Source organism: Pseudomonas neustonica (assembly GCF_003797945.1).
Classification (GTDB): domain Bacteria; phylum Pseudomonadota; class Gammaproteobacteria; order Pseudomonadales; family Pseudomonadaceae; genus Halopseudomonas; species Halopseudomonas neustonica.
The window spans coordinates 37,206-52,327 of the sequence record NZ_RKKU01000005.1; the positions used below are offsets into that span (position 1 = coordinate 37,206).

Here is a 15,122-nt window from a genome sequence, read left to right on the forward strand (position 1 = left end):
CATATTAAAATTGTCGGCAGCCCAATTACTGGGTCAAATAACCGAGCAGTTCGGCAAACCCCACCGCTACGATGGCGTCGTCATACTGTTCATCTTGTGTGGTCAACGGACCGGAAACGCAGAGTCCTCCCCCGGCCGGCCACTTGAGATCGCTGTTCTCGCCATCAAAGGCGTCACCGTCGTCATCCGCATCCCGGGTACCCGCGTAGGCCACGAAAAAGGCCAGGTTACCCAGAGGGTTAGTCGCGCAATTGGCGGCACCCGCCTGCTGCGCGTCCCCGGTGACATGAATGCGCCCGGCATCAAAGGCGCGTGCGCCCAGAGCGCGCAGGGCGTAGCGCAAGTCATTCAGACTCAAGTAACCGCTGGTTCCGAGTGCATCGCCGGTTCTTTCGGTCAATGTGCTCAGGTCACCCGCGGTGCTGTTATCGCGGAATACGCCGTAAACGTAGCGCTGCCTTACCGCCTCGCTCAGACCTTGAGTCTCCGGCATATTCAATGTCTGAAAGGGCACACCACCCACCATGTGGTTGGTTGAACCCTGACCACAGGCACCATCGCTGCCGCCCTCGAAACCGTTGCCGTTGGTATCGGCGCAAGGCAGTCGGTAATGGCGTAGCGCATACTGGAACAGGGCGGCCGCTATCTGATCCTGATAGCCTTGGGCGATGCTTTTGTCCTGGCTTAGCGCCTGCCCCCGATATTGCATGACGATCAGCGCCATACCGCCAACCAGCGCCAAAACCAGCGCCAGCTCCAATAAACTGAACCCTTGCTGACGTGATAAATGCCCAGCGTGACTCATGGTGAAACCAGCCCTGATCTCGCGTTCAAGCTGTCGGTAACAGTCTCTTGCATCTCGCGTAAATCACGACTCAGTTGCTGCAGGCGCTGAGGATCCGCACGCGATCCTTTCATTGCCTCAAGCAGCATCGCCTCATTGAGTGCAGCCAGTTCTTGACTGCTGCGCATTTGCTGGCGAACAGTATCAACATCAATCTGGTGCTCAATGCCGTTATCCTTGAGCTGCCGGTTGAGCTGTTCAAGCACAGCAACCATGCCTTCTACATCACCCGGCTTTAGGCTCTTAAGCTTGCTGAACGCATCATCACGCGAGGCCAACAAGGCTTCCCGGCGGCGCTTGGCCTGCTCACGTAGAGCCTCCCGCGACTGCGCTCCGGCAGCACGCTCTGACTCTTCGGAAGCACGCGCTGGCGCGACCTGCTCGGGCGAACCGACAGCGTCTGCCGTTGCTGACGAAGACGCGCTCAGCGCCTCATAGCGCTTCCAGAGCGCATCGATATCTTTGCCACTGTCAGACGAAGATGACGACTGGGTCGGCATCACCACCGCAGGCGCACTCTGCTCTGCAGGTATAAACGTCTCAGGCTGCTCACTTTTGAGCCACACCAGCACCGCCAGCAACAGCAGCACCGGAACACCCAGGGCGAGAAAGCGACCGAGACTCATCTGCCGTCCTTGACCTTCAACACAGCCACTTGGCCGCCGCGACTCAGCGACACCTGACCAGGTCTGATGTCACGAACCACAACACCACGCCCGAGTGAATCACCGCGGCGTACGTAACGACCATTGACCACTGCTGAGCGAACCCCCGCCGACGAGACAACCATGCTGGCTTGATAGCGCGTCCACCACGGCGGACCAGAGCGCACCCGAATCACTTCAGGTTCAGGCGCTTCGGCCTGCGGTTCTACCTGAGGGTCTGGCTGTGGTTCTGGCAGGGGCTGCGGCAGCGTCTCTACAGCAGCCCCGGTGAGCAATACCTCTGCCTTTTCGCGCTCTCGCAATTGGCGGGCATTCTCGAGTTGCTGAGCCAACAGCTCGTTCAGCTCCAGAAACTCCATGACCTTCTCGCCCAAACGCGCGTCCAGACTCTGCAACTGCGAGTCCTGGCTCGCACGGGCCATCTGTATGTCACGCTCGGCGGCCTGCGCCAACTGATAAGCCAAACCACAAGAGCTAGTTGCTACCAGCAACATCGCTGCGGCGAAGTATTTCCTTTTCATTTCTCACTCCAGGTCAGCGCCAGGCGAAACAGGCTGTTACCAAGGCCGCTGGTGATTTCTCGCCGCTCTACTTCGTACCCAAGCTTTTGCAAGGCCTCAACAAAGCGTTCTTCTGCGGCAAAAGGTGCAGCCACACTGGCACTGCGACCAGCCACAATTATCAATACACCTGCGTCGTCAGAGACGATGCCGGCTTCGGTCAGATCAATACCCGCTGGAACCGTCTGACGCAGATCACGAATAAGACTTGCGGGGTCCGGTGTGCGCCGGACACGATCAGACAAACGCACAAACTCTGCCCGCTCGCGCTGGGTTACCGCCATACTCTGCGCCTCTCCCAGAGCCCCGTTCATCTCACTGAAGGTCTGACTCAGGCTCTGTGTCTGCGCCTCGTTCAACTCGGCTTGCAGCGACGATGCCTGATGCTTCCAATAGAGAGCGCCACCTGCCCCGGTCAAACAAAAGGTCACCATCACAGCTGCGACCAAGGGCATAATGCGGTTAGCCAGATAAAGAGAGCGACTAACCCCATCCAGATCAGCGCGCTTCGCATTGAGCTGATCAAACAGCAGGCGTGCCGGCAAGGCAGGCTTAACGCTCTGCGTTCCGGCCTCTTTTAACGCTTCGACAAGCAACTGACTTTCGTCGCTGGTGCGCTCGATCAGCACACACTCAGCTTGATCGTCATCGCCTTGCAAGCCGACCTGCTGGGCATGAATATAGGCTGCGATGCGTCTATACGGCTGGTCATCGTTGGCGTATAGACGCTGACGGCTCGCCTGCAATAGCGAACCATCCTGAAACACCAGCACATCAACACTCTCGTCATGGACAAAGGCCAGCACGCCGGAGACCAGCTGTTGGCGTTGCGCCAGCAGGATCAATGCTTCAAGCAACGGGAACAGCAACACATGGTCGCTCTGCTGCTTAACCCAGCGCTGATACGCCATGTGGAGCGCCACCGGGACAGCCGTGTAGGCTGTTTGGGCAAAATCCCCCTGGCGCTCACACGCATGCATCAACACCCGGGCCAGACCATCGATATCACCCTCGTCGCGAAGTCGCTTTTCCAGCAGTGGCGCAAGGTTCTGATGATGGGCCGGCAAGGCTTCTACGCCGAAGGGCGCGCCTTGATAATCGGTAATGATGATGACGGGACCACGCGGCGACGCCAGGCGCTGTGACAAGGCATTAGCTGAAGCGCCTTCTGCCGGACCACCCAGGTCGAACAGTAGCTGGGCAGCACTCATTGCGCTCTCCGCGAGTAGTACTCACCCGACAACGACAGTTGCACGACACTGCGCTGGTCACTCGCAGGAGAGGCGATAAACAGTGAGCCGTTGTCACTTAACAGCTTCAAGGAAAAAGCCTTGGGCAGCATAAAGCCGTCCTGACCAGATTCCAGGCTGCTGAGCAAGGTGTCGGCCTCAACGCGAGAGAAACGTTTGGCGTCCACTTCAATTGAGCGCACGTCCCATAGACTGGTTCGCCACCCACGCTGGTCGGCGCGTGCAGCCAGCGCGTGCCACTGCTCGCTTGCATCGCTCCAGCGAGCCAGTTGCTGCTTGGCACTGCCCTCTTGATCAGCCTGGCGACGGGTTTCGGTCAGTTGCTGCTGAAGCAGTCTCGCTTCAGCTTTATAACTAAACGCAACACTTGCCAGGAAAGGCAACGCAATAGCACTGACGACAATCAGCAGCATGCATAAACGACCTTGGCTTAGCATGCTTGATCCGGGGAAATGCTGCGTAGTCACTGATCCATTGCCCAATGCGCAGTAACCAGCATCACATCCCGATCGCGCCCAGTGCCCTTACCGAATGCTTCGGGGTGCGCGTCTGTCGATGAGAAGGTGTTGTTAGCACTCCACTCCAACCCTGGCACCTGCCGAGTGCTCTGCAGGGTGTTGCGATTGGCGTTCTGCTGACGAAAACGTCCTTCAGTAGCGTCGGGGCGACCATCAACCATTTGGTCCATCTTGCGCGCCAGATCAGGAGTCAGTCCGCGGATCACCATCACGTTACCCGAGCCGCTGATGGTTCCTACCGGATTCCACTGGAAACAGATTTGCAGCTCCACCGGATTCCCGTTGGTGTCTTTGTAAGCGTAACGATCTTCCATGCCCTCGGCCCGACCTGACGGCATAGTAATGCCGACGCGGTCGACCAACGCTTGCAGATCCAGATTCGACAGAGCGGGATCGCCTACGCCGGATGAGTCAGCTGGGTAGCCGTCACCATGGCATAGTCGGCGTCCGGTATTACGGTAGTTACCAGGAACACCGGCAACAGCGCCGCGCAGGTTGTCGAACACGGTTTCATAGCCGTTCACCATGAGCGTAGGTGCTACCTGGTTATCACCCAGGACCACACCTGTGCGCTGGTAATACAGATCGTAAACCTGCTTCCAAGGCATCAGAAACTTGCTTTGGATCCGGTTATATTCCGCTTCCTGGAGCACGTCACGGCCGATACTCAGACCACCCATGATGAGCCCCATGACGGCCATCACCAGCACGATTTCCATCAAGGTGTACCCAGCCTGCTGTTTGCGCATGGATCTTGCCGTTGGCGACATCATCGCAACCTCCAGACTCACTGGTTCATCTTGTAAGTAGCAACGACCGTAATAACCTGATCTTCATCCAGGTTCTGATCCGTATCAGTGGCGGAACCAGAGCCAGCGCCATAAGCCTGGGTGTTGTTTGCAGCCCACTCAATCCCGGGCAGACCATCGGAATCGTTGGCGATGTCATACTTGCGGAAAAGGCCTTCGCGGGCATCAGCCTGACCATCAATCATTTGATCAAGCGAGCGAGCCAAATCAGGCGTCAGACCGGTAATAACCATGACATTGCCTGAACTGGCGGGAGAGCCCGGATTATTCCACTGGAAGCAGATTTGTAGCTCCTGGGGATTACCGTTGGTATCGAGGTAGGCGTAACGATCCTCGAAGCCTTCGGCACGGCCAGGCGGCATGCGGATGCCGTGACGATCCATTTCACCGTGCAGGATGAGATCGGCTTCACGCGTCATATTTGGCGCAGCACCACCCTGGCAGATAGCGTTGGGTGGGGTAGCTCCGGTCATATCCCGACCTGACACCAGATCATCTACCACTTCAAAGGTAGCGCCATTGACCATCAGCCGCGGTTGAGTCTGGCTATCGCCAATCACGACACCTGAACGCAAAAAATGCGCGTTGTAGGCACTAACCCACTGATCAACAAACTTCTGTTTGACCTTGGTGTATTCGGCGTTTCGCTGAATATCTTTGCCAATAGAAACGGCCCCAAGGATCAAGCCAATTACAACCAGAACGAGAGAGATTTCGACCAAGGTGAAGCCACGCTGGCGCTGGGACGAAACGCGTTTGAATGCACTCATGTTTTTTTCCATTAATGAGTTTTCTGGATATCAGAGCAGGCCAACCGCTTAGCGGAACTAATCCTTTTAAAGCCTGTCAGACTGCAACAGGCCGGACTTTGCCACGGCCAATGTGAATTGCGTCAGTCTCGAATATCTCAAAACTCTCAACGTATTTTTGACATGCGTGCGCAAGCTCCGCATTTAGCGGCATACAGCCATCATAGGTTGGTTGAAGACTCTAAACGCCCTCAGAAAGAGGGCTTAATAGACGGTATTGCCACTAAAAGCAGGCCGCTTTACCGGTAAACACAATACCCTTGCCAAACACCGAGCGGATAGGCAAACGCAGGCCCTGTTTTTTGGCCTTGGCACGGAGACGACTGAGTATGACGTCGATTCTGTGTGTATCGGTTTCCTCTGCGTAATCGAACAGCAGGTCATGTAACGCCTCCCGGCTGAATATCTGCGTTGCAGAGCGCATAAGCGGCTTTAGCAAATCAAGCTCCTGCGAAGAAAGTACAACTTCATCGCCAATAGGGCCTGATAAACGCATCTGTTCAAGATCCAGTAGCCATTTATCCTGCTGCACCTCAAATACCGCGTCACTCGAGTTCGTATCGCCAGCGCGCAATCGACTACAAAGCGCATACAAGGAAGCGGTAAAGCTTGCGAAGTTGATTGGCTTTACCAGGAAAAGATCCGCGCCAAGATTGATTCCTCGCAGACGCTCTCGCTCACCGCCCTGGGCGGTCAAGATAACCAGGCCATATCCACCTAGAGCATGAAGATACTCAATGACACTAAAACCATCTTCGCCGGGTAAACCAAGATCGACTATCACGACCTCTACCGGATTACGGTGCAGTTCTTTCCAGAAGGCTTCGGCGCTCCCCACGCCCCACGCGCTATAACCACGGTGACGCAAAAAGAACAGCAATTCCTCGCGTAGATCCACGTTGTCTTCGATCACGGCAATACGCAAGCCAGCCAGACTCATAACTCCCTCCCCCAAAGGTCTGGAAATATAAAAACAAAACGGCAACCCGCATTACTGTTGTCCGCCAACTTCAGGCTTCCGCCATGCGCCTGGGCAATTTGTCTGGCAACAAAGAGCCCCAAACCAACGCCTCCTGCGTTTTGGCCAGATTGACTGGCTTGGCGGTAGCGCTCGAAAATATGCGGCGTTAACGCGGCGGCTATCCCGTTGCCGGAATCAGCTATAGATACAAGCCAGGCGCTATCCTCGCGCCGCAGCTCCACGACAATGGCCCCCTTCGGAGAGTACTTCACCGCGTTGTCGATTACGTTTGATAAGGCAATACGCATCAGCGCCGGATCGACATTGGCCACCGCCTCAATATCGGACAAATCAGTCACTTCCTCGCCTTCGAATGTAAGCACCCAGTGGTGATGATCTGAAAGATGGACGAGTGAGGCGGCAGAACTGAGTAACTCGGCCAAGCGGGTTGGCTCTGGCGCGATGATCAGACTCTGTGCATCAAGGCGGGAATCTGCGAGGCAATTATCCGTCAGCTGCACCAGACGTTCCGTGGCTCGCTCAATGCGTCGATGGCGTCGGCTCTGAGATTCTGCCGAGGTATCTGCCAATCGCATATTTTCCAGACTGGCCGTAATCACTGCCAGCGGTGTTCTGAATTCGTGAGCAACCATACCCATAAATTGACGCTGATGAAATCTGGCCTCGCGCTCGACTCTAAGATCATGCGCCAAGCCTGCCTTTTCCAACGCTTGTTGCCGCCTTTTACGCACCTGGATAATGGCAAGCCACGGCACCAGCAGCATGTTCTCAAGCAGGGCCGCCTGCCAAAGCACATAGATTTCTTTGCGGTACTCTAAAAAGCCCAGCACAGTCCCCACGCCCGCCAGACTGATGAGAATGCAAAACAAGGGACTGGCGCCCACCAGCAAGGGAACTGAAGACGGTCGATCGTGCCACCAGAGATAAAGACCTAAACCGAGGCTGAAAAAACCGACCAACAAGTAAAGAACGATCATGCAGCGAAAGGCTTCGCCATAAAAACCCAGCGGCACACTAAATACCAAGAGTGCAATCGCGCCACTGCTGGCCAACATCGCGCGATAAATCCGCGGCATGCGTTTACGCAGCGCCAACGCCTCAGCGGTCAGCCAGATGACGGCAGCGTAGGAAAGCAGAGTGAAAACGCCAGTTAGGTAATGCTGTATAAGCAAACCCCGGGCGGGCAACAGCCAGGCTATATAACCCTGAACGCAGGCAACTAATCCGTAAGTAGCCGACATTGCGGTGACAGACCACAGCAGCCGACTTCGAAGGGTAATGGCAAGCGACAAGGCGATCAGGCTGGATAAAAGGGCGACACCAAAGTAAATACTCCACTTATTGGTCGCGCGAATAGCCTGCGGCGTGAACTCGTTTGGCTCCCAGAAGGTCAGCTGCAGCATCAAGGCACTACTGCTGGCAACCCTCAACAAAAACTCATAACCGGCTTCGCTTGCCGGCACTTTAAACAAGGGAAAACGATAATCCAGATTACCCGCCGGGCCAGGGTGAGTGTCGCCGCTCTGCCACAGCTGCCAAGCGCCCGCCTGGTTCAGCGGACGGTAAAAAATCTGCACATCGTCAAGAAATGTAGGATGCATTTCCATCCAACGCTCGCCGGACGTAAAGGCGGAAGCAGGCAGCTCAAAGCTAAACCAGTATACCGAGCGGGTGTAGCCCCTGGAGACCGTAACCGAGGTATAGGTATCGGCCTCAGCCTGCAACAACGGCAGCACCGTATCCCTGGTCAGATCGCCAGCAATATCTTCATAGGTTTCGTAAGGCAGATCACTACCCAGCTTGAGCGGAGCAGACCAAACTGGCATGACAAAAGACACGCACAGACACAGCAACAGAACCAGACTGAAAAAGAATCGCACAAATCCCTCGCGCGTTACGCCACAGGAAGCAACCCCACCCCCCCGTGAAAAGTTGTGAATCATTGCACATTTTGGGAAAAAAGAGGAGGTTGAAAAGAGGAGCTCAACGCTAGGCTTGTCGGATTAACGCATACCGATCACATCAAGAGGATTAAGGTGAGGGAAATAGGGCGCAGCTAGAGTAAACGCTTCAGGATAGAAAAACTGGAGTACTACGGCGCTTGGTTAAAGCCGCAGCACACAGCAACATTACCGCTCTCAATCGGCTATATAATTCACGTCCGGCAGGCACTCAAAACCCGGTTTGGCGAGAAGATAGCCCTGCATCAGATCGACACCCGCAGCTCGCAGCCAGCGATACTCTTCAACTGTCTCGATGCCTTCAGCCAAGGCAGTGATGTTAAGATCGTGGAGCATGGCCAGCGTATTACTAACGATAACCTGCCGCGTCTTGTCGGTATCGATATTGCGGATCAGCCCCATATCGAGCTTGACGATATCGGTTTGAAAATCGGCCAGCAGATTTAGCCCGGAATGCCCGGAGCCAAAGTCATCCGTAGCCGTTTTAAAGCCCAGCGCCTGGTAATACTCCACGATCCGCTTAATGTGAGCACTATCTTCAAAGCGCTCGACCTCGGTGAACTCGAACATGATACGTTCAGTCGGAAAACTGAATTGCTTGGCAGCTTCCAGCGTCGTGCGAATACACAGCTCCGGCTTATAGATGGCGTTGGGAAGAAAATTGATACTCAGCATCGAGTCGATACCCAGCTTTGATGCCAAGGCGATAGCCTTGATGCGACAAAGCTGATCGAATGGGTAGCGATTATCTTCATTTACGCGGGAAATAATTGAGTAGGCCGACTCATTATTCAGACCGCGCACCAGAGCTTCGTAACCGTAGACACGCTGATCCTTGCTGCTCACGATAGGCTGAAAGGCCATGGTGAAATCAAACTCCAGATCGTTGCCGTCGACGCACCGATCACACATCACTCTTTCAACATTACTTGATTCGCTTCCCATCACCCGAGCCCCGCTGCACCTTGTTTATTTAATTAATCGTGGCGTAAATAGCGCTTATATAGCCACGGAAATTACCGAGCATGATCATGCGACCAACGACGCAGCACTCAGTAACTAACCAGACAAAATACATTAGCACTATAGCTGAAGCATGCCCGGTCAATACTGAAGGCTTACCCAGCGGGTTGTCCAGCATACAAAATAGCGGGGGGAAGGAAATATGACCAAGAATTAAGATCTACGACCACCTGCAAGGCAGGCCTGCAGGCAGCCGCGGTCAGGGATTACATTGTCAAAAGCTAACCGAGTAGATCAGCCAGCGAGTCAAACTTATCGAGCAAAAAGGCATTTAACCGGCACCAGGCCAGCGGGTTGGTGCTGCACTCCCCCGCAGCAATCGCCTGCCTGAACGCGTTAACATCTACCCGGTTCAGATAACCCAGCGCGTCATCCATCCGCTCGGCCGTACCAAAGCCACCCTCGAGCATTTCCGCAATAGCTTCTTCACGGCTCCAGCCGTCATATACGATGCGGTACATGGCGCTGATCAAACCGGTGCGGTTTTGCCCGTGCTTGCAATGCATCAGCACACCGCCGCGCTGCTCGCCTGCGCGTATGGCCCGCAGCACAGCAATCACCTGAGTATCCGTCACGCGATCAGCTCGCAGCGGCATGTGGATACCCCGGATATCGCTACCGGCCAACCATGATTCATCACTCTGCTGATACAGATTGATCACGGTGCGGATACCACGCTCGTGCAACTCGACAAGGTCCCGGGTATCCGGCAGAGCACTGCGGTAAAGCGTGGGGCTGAGTGTGTAAAAACGAAAACGCGCGTTTAGCGGGGCAGCCCAACCTGACGGCCGAGGATCTTCTGCGCCCAAGGTCGGCGGCGGGATAGTCACATCACCACTGCGCAATACGTCCGGCCGCCAGAGCGCGACAATGGCCAGGATGCAAACCGGCAGCAATAACCAGGCGGCGAGCCGGCCCAGGCGCTTAAACCGGCTCATGGCGAACCTCCTCGCCAACCGTGACCGCACGCGCAGCAAGAACTGGCTGACGGTAAAGTATCAGGCGATAGCACATCAGGCTGATGCACCAGTCAAATAATAGCGTCCACAGGTTGTGCGACATGAAATGCGCCCCCTGCATGGTCCGCCCGATAGAGAAAATCGTCCCCAGGCTCAACGCCACAATCAAGGCAACGCGAGCCGCGCGCGGGCGACGATCGCGCAACATGAAAAACAGCGCCAGCAGCGAAAACCCGGAAGAAGCGTGCCCACCGGGCCAGCACCGACCAGGTTTGTCAGACGGTGGCCGCGCGCTCAGCAGCGGCGTATGCACCTGATCACCGCCGTATTGTTGCAAACTCCACGGACACTGCACATTGGTCAGGCGCTTTAGTGGTGTGACCAGACTGGTGCACAGCGCCATCGCCAGCACCAGGTAGCCCAGCGAGCGGCGATACTGCCGAAAACGCGTTGGCAGCAGGCTAATCAGAAAGCCGACAATGGCCAGCACACCTATGACGATCACCGCCTGTTTCGCGCGGTCGTGCAATATGTCTTCCAGAAAGAAGCTGTGCCGCCCGATAAAGCCGACACCCGGCTCATAGAAAAGGTTTGAGATCGCCACATCCACCGGGGTCGGATCCAGCACCAGCAACAAAGCCATGACAGTCAGGGGCAGGGTAAACCAGAGACGAAAGTTGAAGTCTCTGGACGTCTGGTTAAGCGACCTCATTTTTGGCCAACCCGCACGGAGGGTTGAACCAATGGATGCCAGGCCAGCAACTCGTGGGTAAAGTCGTAACTGGCGCCCTCGTAATAGGCAATACTGCGCGCCACCAGCGGGTCACTCTGCTGCGCGCTGCTTTCCAGGCTTTCGCCCAGGGCATCGTCGTGCCGACGCATCATCTGCCGCGGGCTGAGAATCGCCAGGTTGGTACCGTCGAACAGGCCCAGATGCTGGTAGTTGCCAATCAGCGCGCGGCCAGGGGCAGCGTCCTTGCGCAGCACATTGCGGCCGAAGAAGGTCGAGGTGTAATCCATGTTCAACAAGCCGAGCAGCGTAGGCGCGATATCGATCTGACTGGTCAGGGTGCTGACATCAGCTGGCGTAATCAGGCTGGGCGCATAAATGAACAGTGGGATGTGATAGTTACTGACCGGCAAGTCCTCCATACCGGCGCTACCCGCTGTATGGTCAGCGACAAAGATAAACACCGTGTTAGCAAACCAGGGTTTCTGGCGTGCGGCGCGCAGGAACTCGCCAATAGCGTAATCGGTGTACTTCACCGCGCCCTCACGACCACTGCCTGAGGGAATATCAATACGCCCCTCAGGATAGCTGTATGGGCGGTGGTTGGAGGTGGTCATCAGCTGCAGAAAGAACGGGCTGCCTTGAGCAAAGTCGGCATCTGCCACTTTCAGGGTCTGCTGATAAAGGTCCTCATCGCTCATGCCCCAGGCGTTGGTAAAGGTGACTTCATCATCTGGCACACTGCCCTGATCGACGATGCGATAACCATTGCCCTCGAAAAAGGCATTCATGTTGTCGAAGTAGCCGCGCCCGCCATACATGAACACGCTGTCATAGCCTTGCGCACTGAACTGCTGACCCAGGCTGGCAAAGCCGCTTTCGCGACCCACCCGCTTGACGATAGAGCGGCCAGGCGTGGGCGGAATTGACAGGGTAATGGCTTCTAACCCGCGGGTAGTGCGAGTGCCAGTAGCGTAAAGATTGCTGAAGTACAGGCTCTGCTGACGCAGGGCATCCAACTCGGGGCTGAGGCCGCGAGTATCGCCCTCACTGCCCAGATACTTGGCGCTCAAACTCTCGATGGTCACCAGAATGACGTTCATGCGCTTGGGTTGACCGGGATTATCGATGGTCCGGCGAATGCTCAACGGGTCCGCATCGACAAAGAGCGCGTTGGGTTCTTTCACTTCATCACGCAGTTGCGAGGCAACCTGCTGCAACGGTAGCACCGGATAGAACTGCTCATAGTCCAGCTCGTTGTTACGGAAAGCCGCAAAGAACTGATAGGGGCCGTTCGCAGACAGCTCGTGCTGGTAGGCGTTACCACCGCTAGCACGAGGAAAGTCCTGTCCTACCACGAAAATACCCAGACCAAAGAGCAACGCCCAACCTGTGAGCACCAGGCCACGCTGGCGCCACGCAAGCACGGGCGCGGTAGCAACGCGGCGCATCTGACCACGCAGCGCCACTGTCATACCCACAGCGATTAACGCCAGGACCGCAAGCAGCGGATACACCGGATAAGACTCAAGAATATTATTGAGCACCTCATCGGAGTAAACCAGATAGTCCACTGCGATAAAGTTGAAGCGCACACTGAACTCATCCCAGAACAGCCATTCCGAGACCGCAGTGAACAGCATGATGAAGATGCTCAGGGTCAGCACTGCTTGCAGCAGCAGCCGATTCCAGCGACTCTGCCACAGCCGCGTAGGGCAAAGCAGCAGATAGAGCGCCAATGGCGCCAGTGCATATAGCAGAAAAACCAGGTCGTAGACAAAGCCTTCGCTGTAGAGCGACAGGGTGCTGCCAAGGTCCAGCTGCGCCTCAGGTAAATGCGTAAACAGCAATAAGCTGCGCGTCATTACGAAAAGGGCCAGCCAGATCAGCGCGATCAGAGCAATAAAACGTGTTTGCGCATATTTGAACAGGTGCATTGTATGATCCGTATTGATGAGACTGGCGCCAGTGTGGCCATACGGCTGTCAGCAGCTCGTCAACGCGGTGTGAAAAAAACGTTAATCAACATCGACTCAAGGGTGAGGCAGCTGGATGCGAATTCTGGTAATTGAAGATAACCGCGACATTCTGGCCAATGTGCTGGACTACCTGCAGCTCAAGGGCTACACGGTAGATTGCGCGCAGGATGGGCTGTCCGGCCTGCACCTGGCGGTAAGCGAACACTATGACCTGATCGTGCTGGATATCATGCTGCCTGGCATCGACGGCTATCAGCTCTGCCAACGCCTGCGCGACGACGCCCAGCGCGATACGCCGATCATCATGCTGACCGCACGCGACCAATTGGAAGATCGACTCAAGGGACTTAATAGCGGCGCCGATGACTACCTGGTCAAACCTTTTGCCCTGTCCGAGCTGGTGGCCCGTATCGAGGCTATATTGCGAAGGAGCCAGGGCGGAGGCGCCAAACATAAGCTGCAGGTAGCCGACCTCAGTTACGATCTGGATACCCTGCAGGTGAGCCGTCAGGGCCGAGCACTTAAACTCAACCCGGTTGGGCTGAAGTTACTGGAAGTATTGATGCGCAAGAGTCCGGCGGTAGTGCGTCGTGCGGTCCTTGAGGAAGCACTTTGGGGCGAGGAACTCCCGGATAGCGACAGCCTGCGCAGCCATGTACACCAGTTGCGCCAGGTCATAGATAAACCTTTTGCCCAGCCGCTGCTGCATACCATGCACGGACTGGGCTACTGCCTTGCCGAGCGTAGCGATGACCTCTAAACAACCACTGGTTCGCCGCATCATCATTGCTTTTACCCTGATGACCCTGGTTGTCAGTGGCGGCTTCTCCCTGGGCATTGTGGCCATAGTGCACTTTATTGAAGAGCATCTGGTCACCAAGGAAATGAGCGAGGAGCTCGATAGCATTCTGCAAAAGGATCTGGCCAAGGGCATACCGCCGCGGCTGGACCTCAAGACCCAGCTGTTTGCCTCGCACATGCCTGGCTATGAAATACCCAAAAACTTTATTGGTCTGGATGAAGGCTTTAACGAGGTAGTGGGCGACACAGAAGCCTATTACGTCTTTATCCGCGATACACCGCAGCAGCGCTATGTTCTGGTGCAGGAGCAAGCCGAGTTCGAGGCGCGAGAAAACGCCCTGTTCGCTGTCGTCTTTGCCGGCTTCATACTCACCGGCCTGGCCGCCTGGCTGCTCGGCTGGTTGATGGCGCAGACCATTATTGCGCCGTTGGCACGCCTGGCTCAGCAAGTTCGCCACCGCGATCAGCTGCTGACCATCGCCCCCAATCTGGCGCCGGAATATCCGGAGGATGAAGTCGGCCACCTGGCTGCCGCGTTCGATGAAACCCTGGGGCAACTGCGCAGCTCGCTTGAACGCGAACGCCTGTTTACCAGTGATGTCAGTCACGAATTGCGTACGCCGCTAATGGTCATAGCCTCTTCTGCCGAGCTGCTGGAAGCTAGCGTGCTGGACGAGCGAGGCCGTAACCAGGTTGATCGCATCCAACGCGCCACCGCTGAAATAAGCGACCTGGTCGAGACCTTTCTATTATTAGCGCGCGCCACAACCCATCCAAACCCAACAGGCGGCAGCTTGACCCTCGAACAGGTTGCACGCGAGCTAGCCGAACGCTGGGCTCCCCGCTTCGCCGAAAAGGGGCTCGCGTTTAACCTTGTTATTGAAGAACATAACCCGCAGTTACTGCATGGCAGCTTTCTCAGCACCGTCATGTCCAACCTGATGCGCAATGCGTTGCATTACACCGAGCACGGCGAGGTTCGCCTGCTGCTGAGCGCCCGCGGCTTTCGTGTGGAAGATACCGGCCAGGGCGTACCCCGCGCGCAACAGGAGGATATTTTCAAGCCCTTTGTACGTGGCTCCGAGGCACGGGGGGAAGGCCTTGGCCTTGGGCTGTCACTGGTCAAACGCATCTGCGCCCATCAGCGCTGGCAAGTGCGTATGTATTCCTTGCCCGCGGGCGGTAGCTGCTTTGAGGTGAACTTGACCTGAGCACAGCAGCCGCATCAGGGA

Annotated in this window: 15 protein-coding genes; 2 read left to right on the forward strand and 13 right to left on the reverse strand. The window is 56.0% G+C overall.

Going from position 1 to position 15,122, the window contains the following annotated elements:
* Positions 1-25: 25 nt before the first annotated feature.
* The 13 genes from EF096_RS06180 to EF096_RS06240 form a co-directional block, all read right to left on the reverse strand.
* A complete protein-coding gene (locus tag EF096_RS06180; RefSeq protein WP_123888754.1) occupies positions 26-805 on the reverse strand; it encodes a prepilin-type N-terminal cleavage/methylation domain-containing protein in 780 nt (259 codons plus the stop codon).
* Positions 802-1,470: a hypothetical protein gene (locus EF096_RS06185; protein ID WP_123888755.1), complete on the reverse strand. Its 669-nt coding sequence runs from the start codon at positions 1,468-1,470 to the stop codon at positions 802-804. Before EF096_RS06185 ends, EF096_RS06180 begins: the two co-directional genes overlap by 4 nt.
* On the reverse strand, positions 1,467-2,030 hold the full coding sequence (locus EF096_RS06190) for a general secretion pathway protein GspB (RefSeq protein ID WP_123888756.1): 564 nt from the start codon (positions 2,028-2,030) through the stop codon (positions 1,467-1,469). Before EF096_RS06190 ends, EF096_RS06185 begins: the two co-directional genes overlap by 4 nt.
* Entirely contained in the window at positions 2,027-3,280 is a 1,254-nt protein-coding gene (locus EF096_RS06195; RefSeq protein ID WP_123888757.1) for a hypothetical protein, read from the reverse strand. The genes EF096_RS06190 and EF096_RS06195 overlap by 4 nt, the downstream gene beginning before the upstream one ends.
* Positions 3,277-3,756: a hypothetical protein gene (locus EF096_RS06200; RefSeq protein WP_123888758.1), complete on the reverse strand. Its 480-nt coding sequence runs from the start codon at positions 3,754-3,756 to the stop codon at positions 3,277-3,279. The genes EF096_RS06195 and EF096_RS06200 overlap by 4 nt, the downstream gene beginning before the upstream one ends.
* Before the next feature lie 26 nt (positions 3,757-3,782).
* Positions 3,783-4,586: a prepilin-type N-terminal cleavage/methylation domain-containing protein gene (locus EF096_RS06205; protein WP_218565721.1), complete on the reverse strand. Its 804-nt coding sequence runs from the start codon at positions 4,584-4,586 to the stop codon at positions 3,783-3,785.
* A 38-nt stretch (positions 4,587-4,624) separates the two neighbouring features.
* A complete protein-coding gene (locus EF096_RS06210) occupies positions 4,625-5,416 on the reverse strand; it encodes a type II secretion system protein (protein WP_123888759.1) in 792 nt (263 codons plus the stop codon).
* 262 nt (positions 5,417-5,678) lie between these two features.
* Positions 5,679-6,395 (reverse strand): response regulator transcription factor, encoded by a 717-nt coding sequence (locus EF096_RS06215; RefSeq protein WP_123888760.1) that lies wholly within the window; start codon positions 6,393-6,395, stop codon positions 5,679-5,681.
* The gene (locus EF096_RS06220) at positions 6,392-8,317 is read right to left on the reverse strand and encodes a sensor histidine kinase (RefSeq protein WP_158611242.1); all 1,926 of its coding nucleotides are present in this window, start codon (positions 8,315-8,317) and stop codon (positions 6,392-6,394) included. Before EF096_RS06220 ends, EF096_RS06215 begins: the two co-directional genes overlap by 4 nt.
* 258 nt (positions 8,318-8,575) lie before the next feature.
* The gene (locus EF096_RS06225; RefSeq protein WP_235869648.1) at positions 8,576-9,310 is read right to left on the reverse strand and encodes an EAL domain-containing protein; all 735 of its coding nucleotides are present in this window, start codon (positions 9,308-9,310) and stop codon (positions 8,576-8,578) included.
* A gap of 332 nt (positions 9,311-9,642) precedes the next feature.
* Positions 9,643-10,359, reverse strand: a complete 717-nt coding sequence (locus tag EF096_RS06230; RefSeq protein WP_123888763.1) for a dual specificity protein phosphatase family protein — start codon at positions 10,357-10,359, stop codon at positions 9,643-9,645.
* Positions 10,346-11,092 carry a phosphatase PAP2 family protein gene (locus tag EF096_RS06235; RefSeq protein WP_123888764.1) on the reverse strand — a complete coding sequence of 249 codons (747 nt, stop codon included), beginning with the start codon at positions 11,090-11,092 and terminating at the stop codon, positions 10,346-10,348. The genes EF096_RS06230 and EF096_RS06235 overlap by 14 nt, the downstream gene beginning before the upstream one ends.
* Positions 11,089-13,047 carry an LTA synthase family protein gene (locus tag EF096_RS06240; protein WP_123888765.1) on the reverse strand — a complete coding sequence of 653 codons (1,959 nt, stop codon included), beginning with the start codon at positions 13,045-13,047 and terminating at the stop codon, positions 11,089-11,091. The genes EF096_RS06235 and EF096_RS06240 overlap by 4 nt, the downstream gene beginning before the upstream one ends.
* Positions 13,048-13,162: 115 nt before the next feature.
* Between EF096_RS06240 and EF096_RS06245 the strand changes: the two genes are divergently transcribed.
* Both EF096_RS06245 and EF096_RS06250 read left to right on the forward strand, forming a co-directional pair.
* Positions 13,163-13,849: a response regulator transcription factor gene (locus EF096_RS06245; protein ID WP_123888766.1), complete on the forward strand. Its 687-nt coding sequence runs from the start codon at positions 13,163-13,165 to the stop codon at positions 13,847-13,849.
* On the forward strand, positions 13,839-15,101 hold the full coding sequence (locus EF096_RS06250) for a sensor histidine kinase (RefSeq protein WP_123888767.1): 1,263 nt from the start codon (positions 13,839-13,841) through the stop codon (positions 15,099-15,101). The genes EF096_RS06245 and EF096_RS06250 overlap by 11 nt, the downstream gene beginning before the upstream one ends.
* The last annotated feature ends 21 nt before the right edge of the window (positions 15,102-15,122 follow it).

What these genes read in the sequence shown, in the direction of transcription:
- EF096_RS06180 (WP_123888754.1), bottom strand. Translation starts at nt 805, where the DNA reads ATGAGTCACGCTGGGCATTTATCACGTCAGCAAGGGTTCAGTTTATTG.
- EF096_RS06185 (WP_123888755.1), bottom strand. Translation starts at nt 1,470, where the DNA reads ATGAGTCTCGGTCGCTTTCTCGCCCTGGGTGTTCCGGTGCTGCTGTTG.
- EF096_RS06190 (WP_123888756.1), bottom strand. Translation starts at nt 2,030, where the DNA reads ATGAAAAGGAAATACTTCGCCGCAGCGATGTTGCTGGTAGCAACTAGC.
- EF096_RS06195 (WP_123888757.1), bottom strand. Translation starts at nt 3,280, where the DNA reads ATGAGTGCTGCCCAGCTACTGTTCGACCTGGGTGGTCCGGCAGAAGGC.
- EF096_RS06200 (WP_123888758.1), bottom strand. Translation starts at nt 3,756, where the DNA reads ATGCTAAGCCAAGGTCGTTTATGCATGCTGCTGATTGTCGTCAGTGCT.
- EF096_RS06205 (WP_218565721.1), bottom strand. Translation starts at nt 4,586, where the DNA reads ATGCGCAAACAGCAGGCTGGGTACACCTTGATGGAAATCGTGCTGGTG.
- EF096_RS06210 (WP_123888759.1), bottom strand. Translation starts at nt 5,416, where the DNA reads ATGAGTGCATTCAAACGCGTTTCGTCCCAGCGCCAGCGTGGCTTCACC.
- EF096_RS06215 (WP_123888760.1), bottom strand. Translation starts at nt 6,395, where the DNA reads ATGAGTCTGGCTGGCTTGCGTATTGCCGTGATCGAAGACAACGTGGAT.
- EF096_RS06225 (WP_235869648.1), bottom strand. Translation starts at nt 9,310, where the DNA reads ATGTGTGATCGGTGCGTCGACGGCAACGATCTGGAGTTTGATTTCACC.
- EF096_RS06230 (WP_123888763.1), bottom strand. Translation starts at nt 10,359, where the DNA reads ATGAGCCGGTTTAAGCGCCTGGGCCGGCTCGCCGCCTGGTTATTGCTG.
- EF096_RS06235 (WP_123888764.1), bottom strand. Translation starts at nt 11,092, where the DNA reads ATGAGGTCGCTTAACCAGACGTCCAGAGACTTCAACTTTCGTCTCTGG.
- EF096_RS06240 (WP_123888765.1), bottom strand. Translation starts at nt 13,047, where the DNA reads ATGCACCTGTTCAAATATGCGCAAACACGTTTTATTGCTCTGATCGCG.
- EF096_RS06245 (WP_123888766.1), top strand. Translation starts at nt 13,163, where the DNA reads ATGCGAATTCTGGTAATTGAAGATAACCGCGACATTCTGGCCAATGTG.
- EF096_RS06250 (WP_123888767.1), top strand. Translation starts at nt 13,839, where the DNA reads ATGACCTCTAAACAACCACTGGTTCGCCGCATCATCATTGCTTTTACC.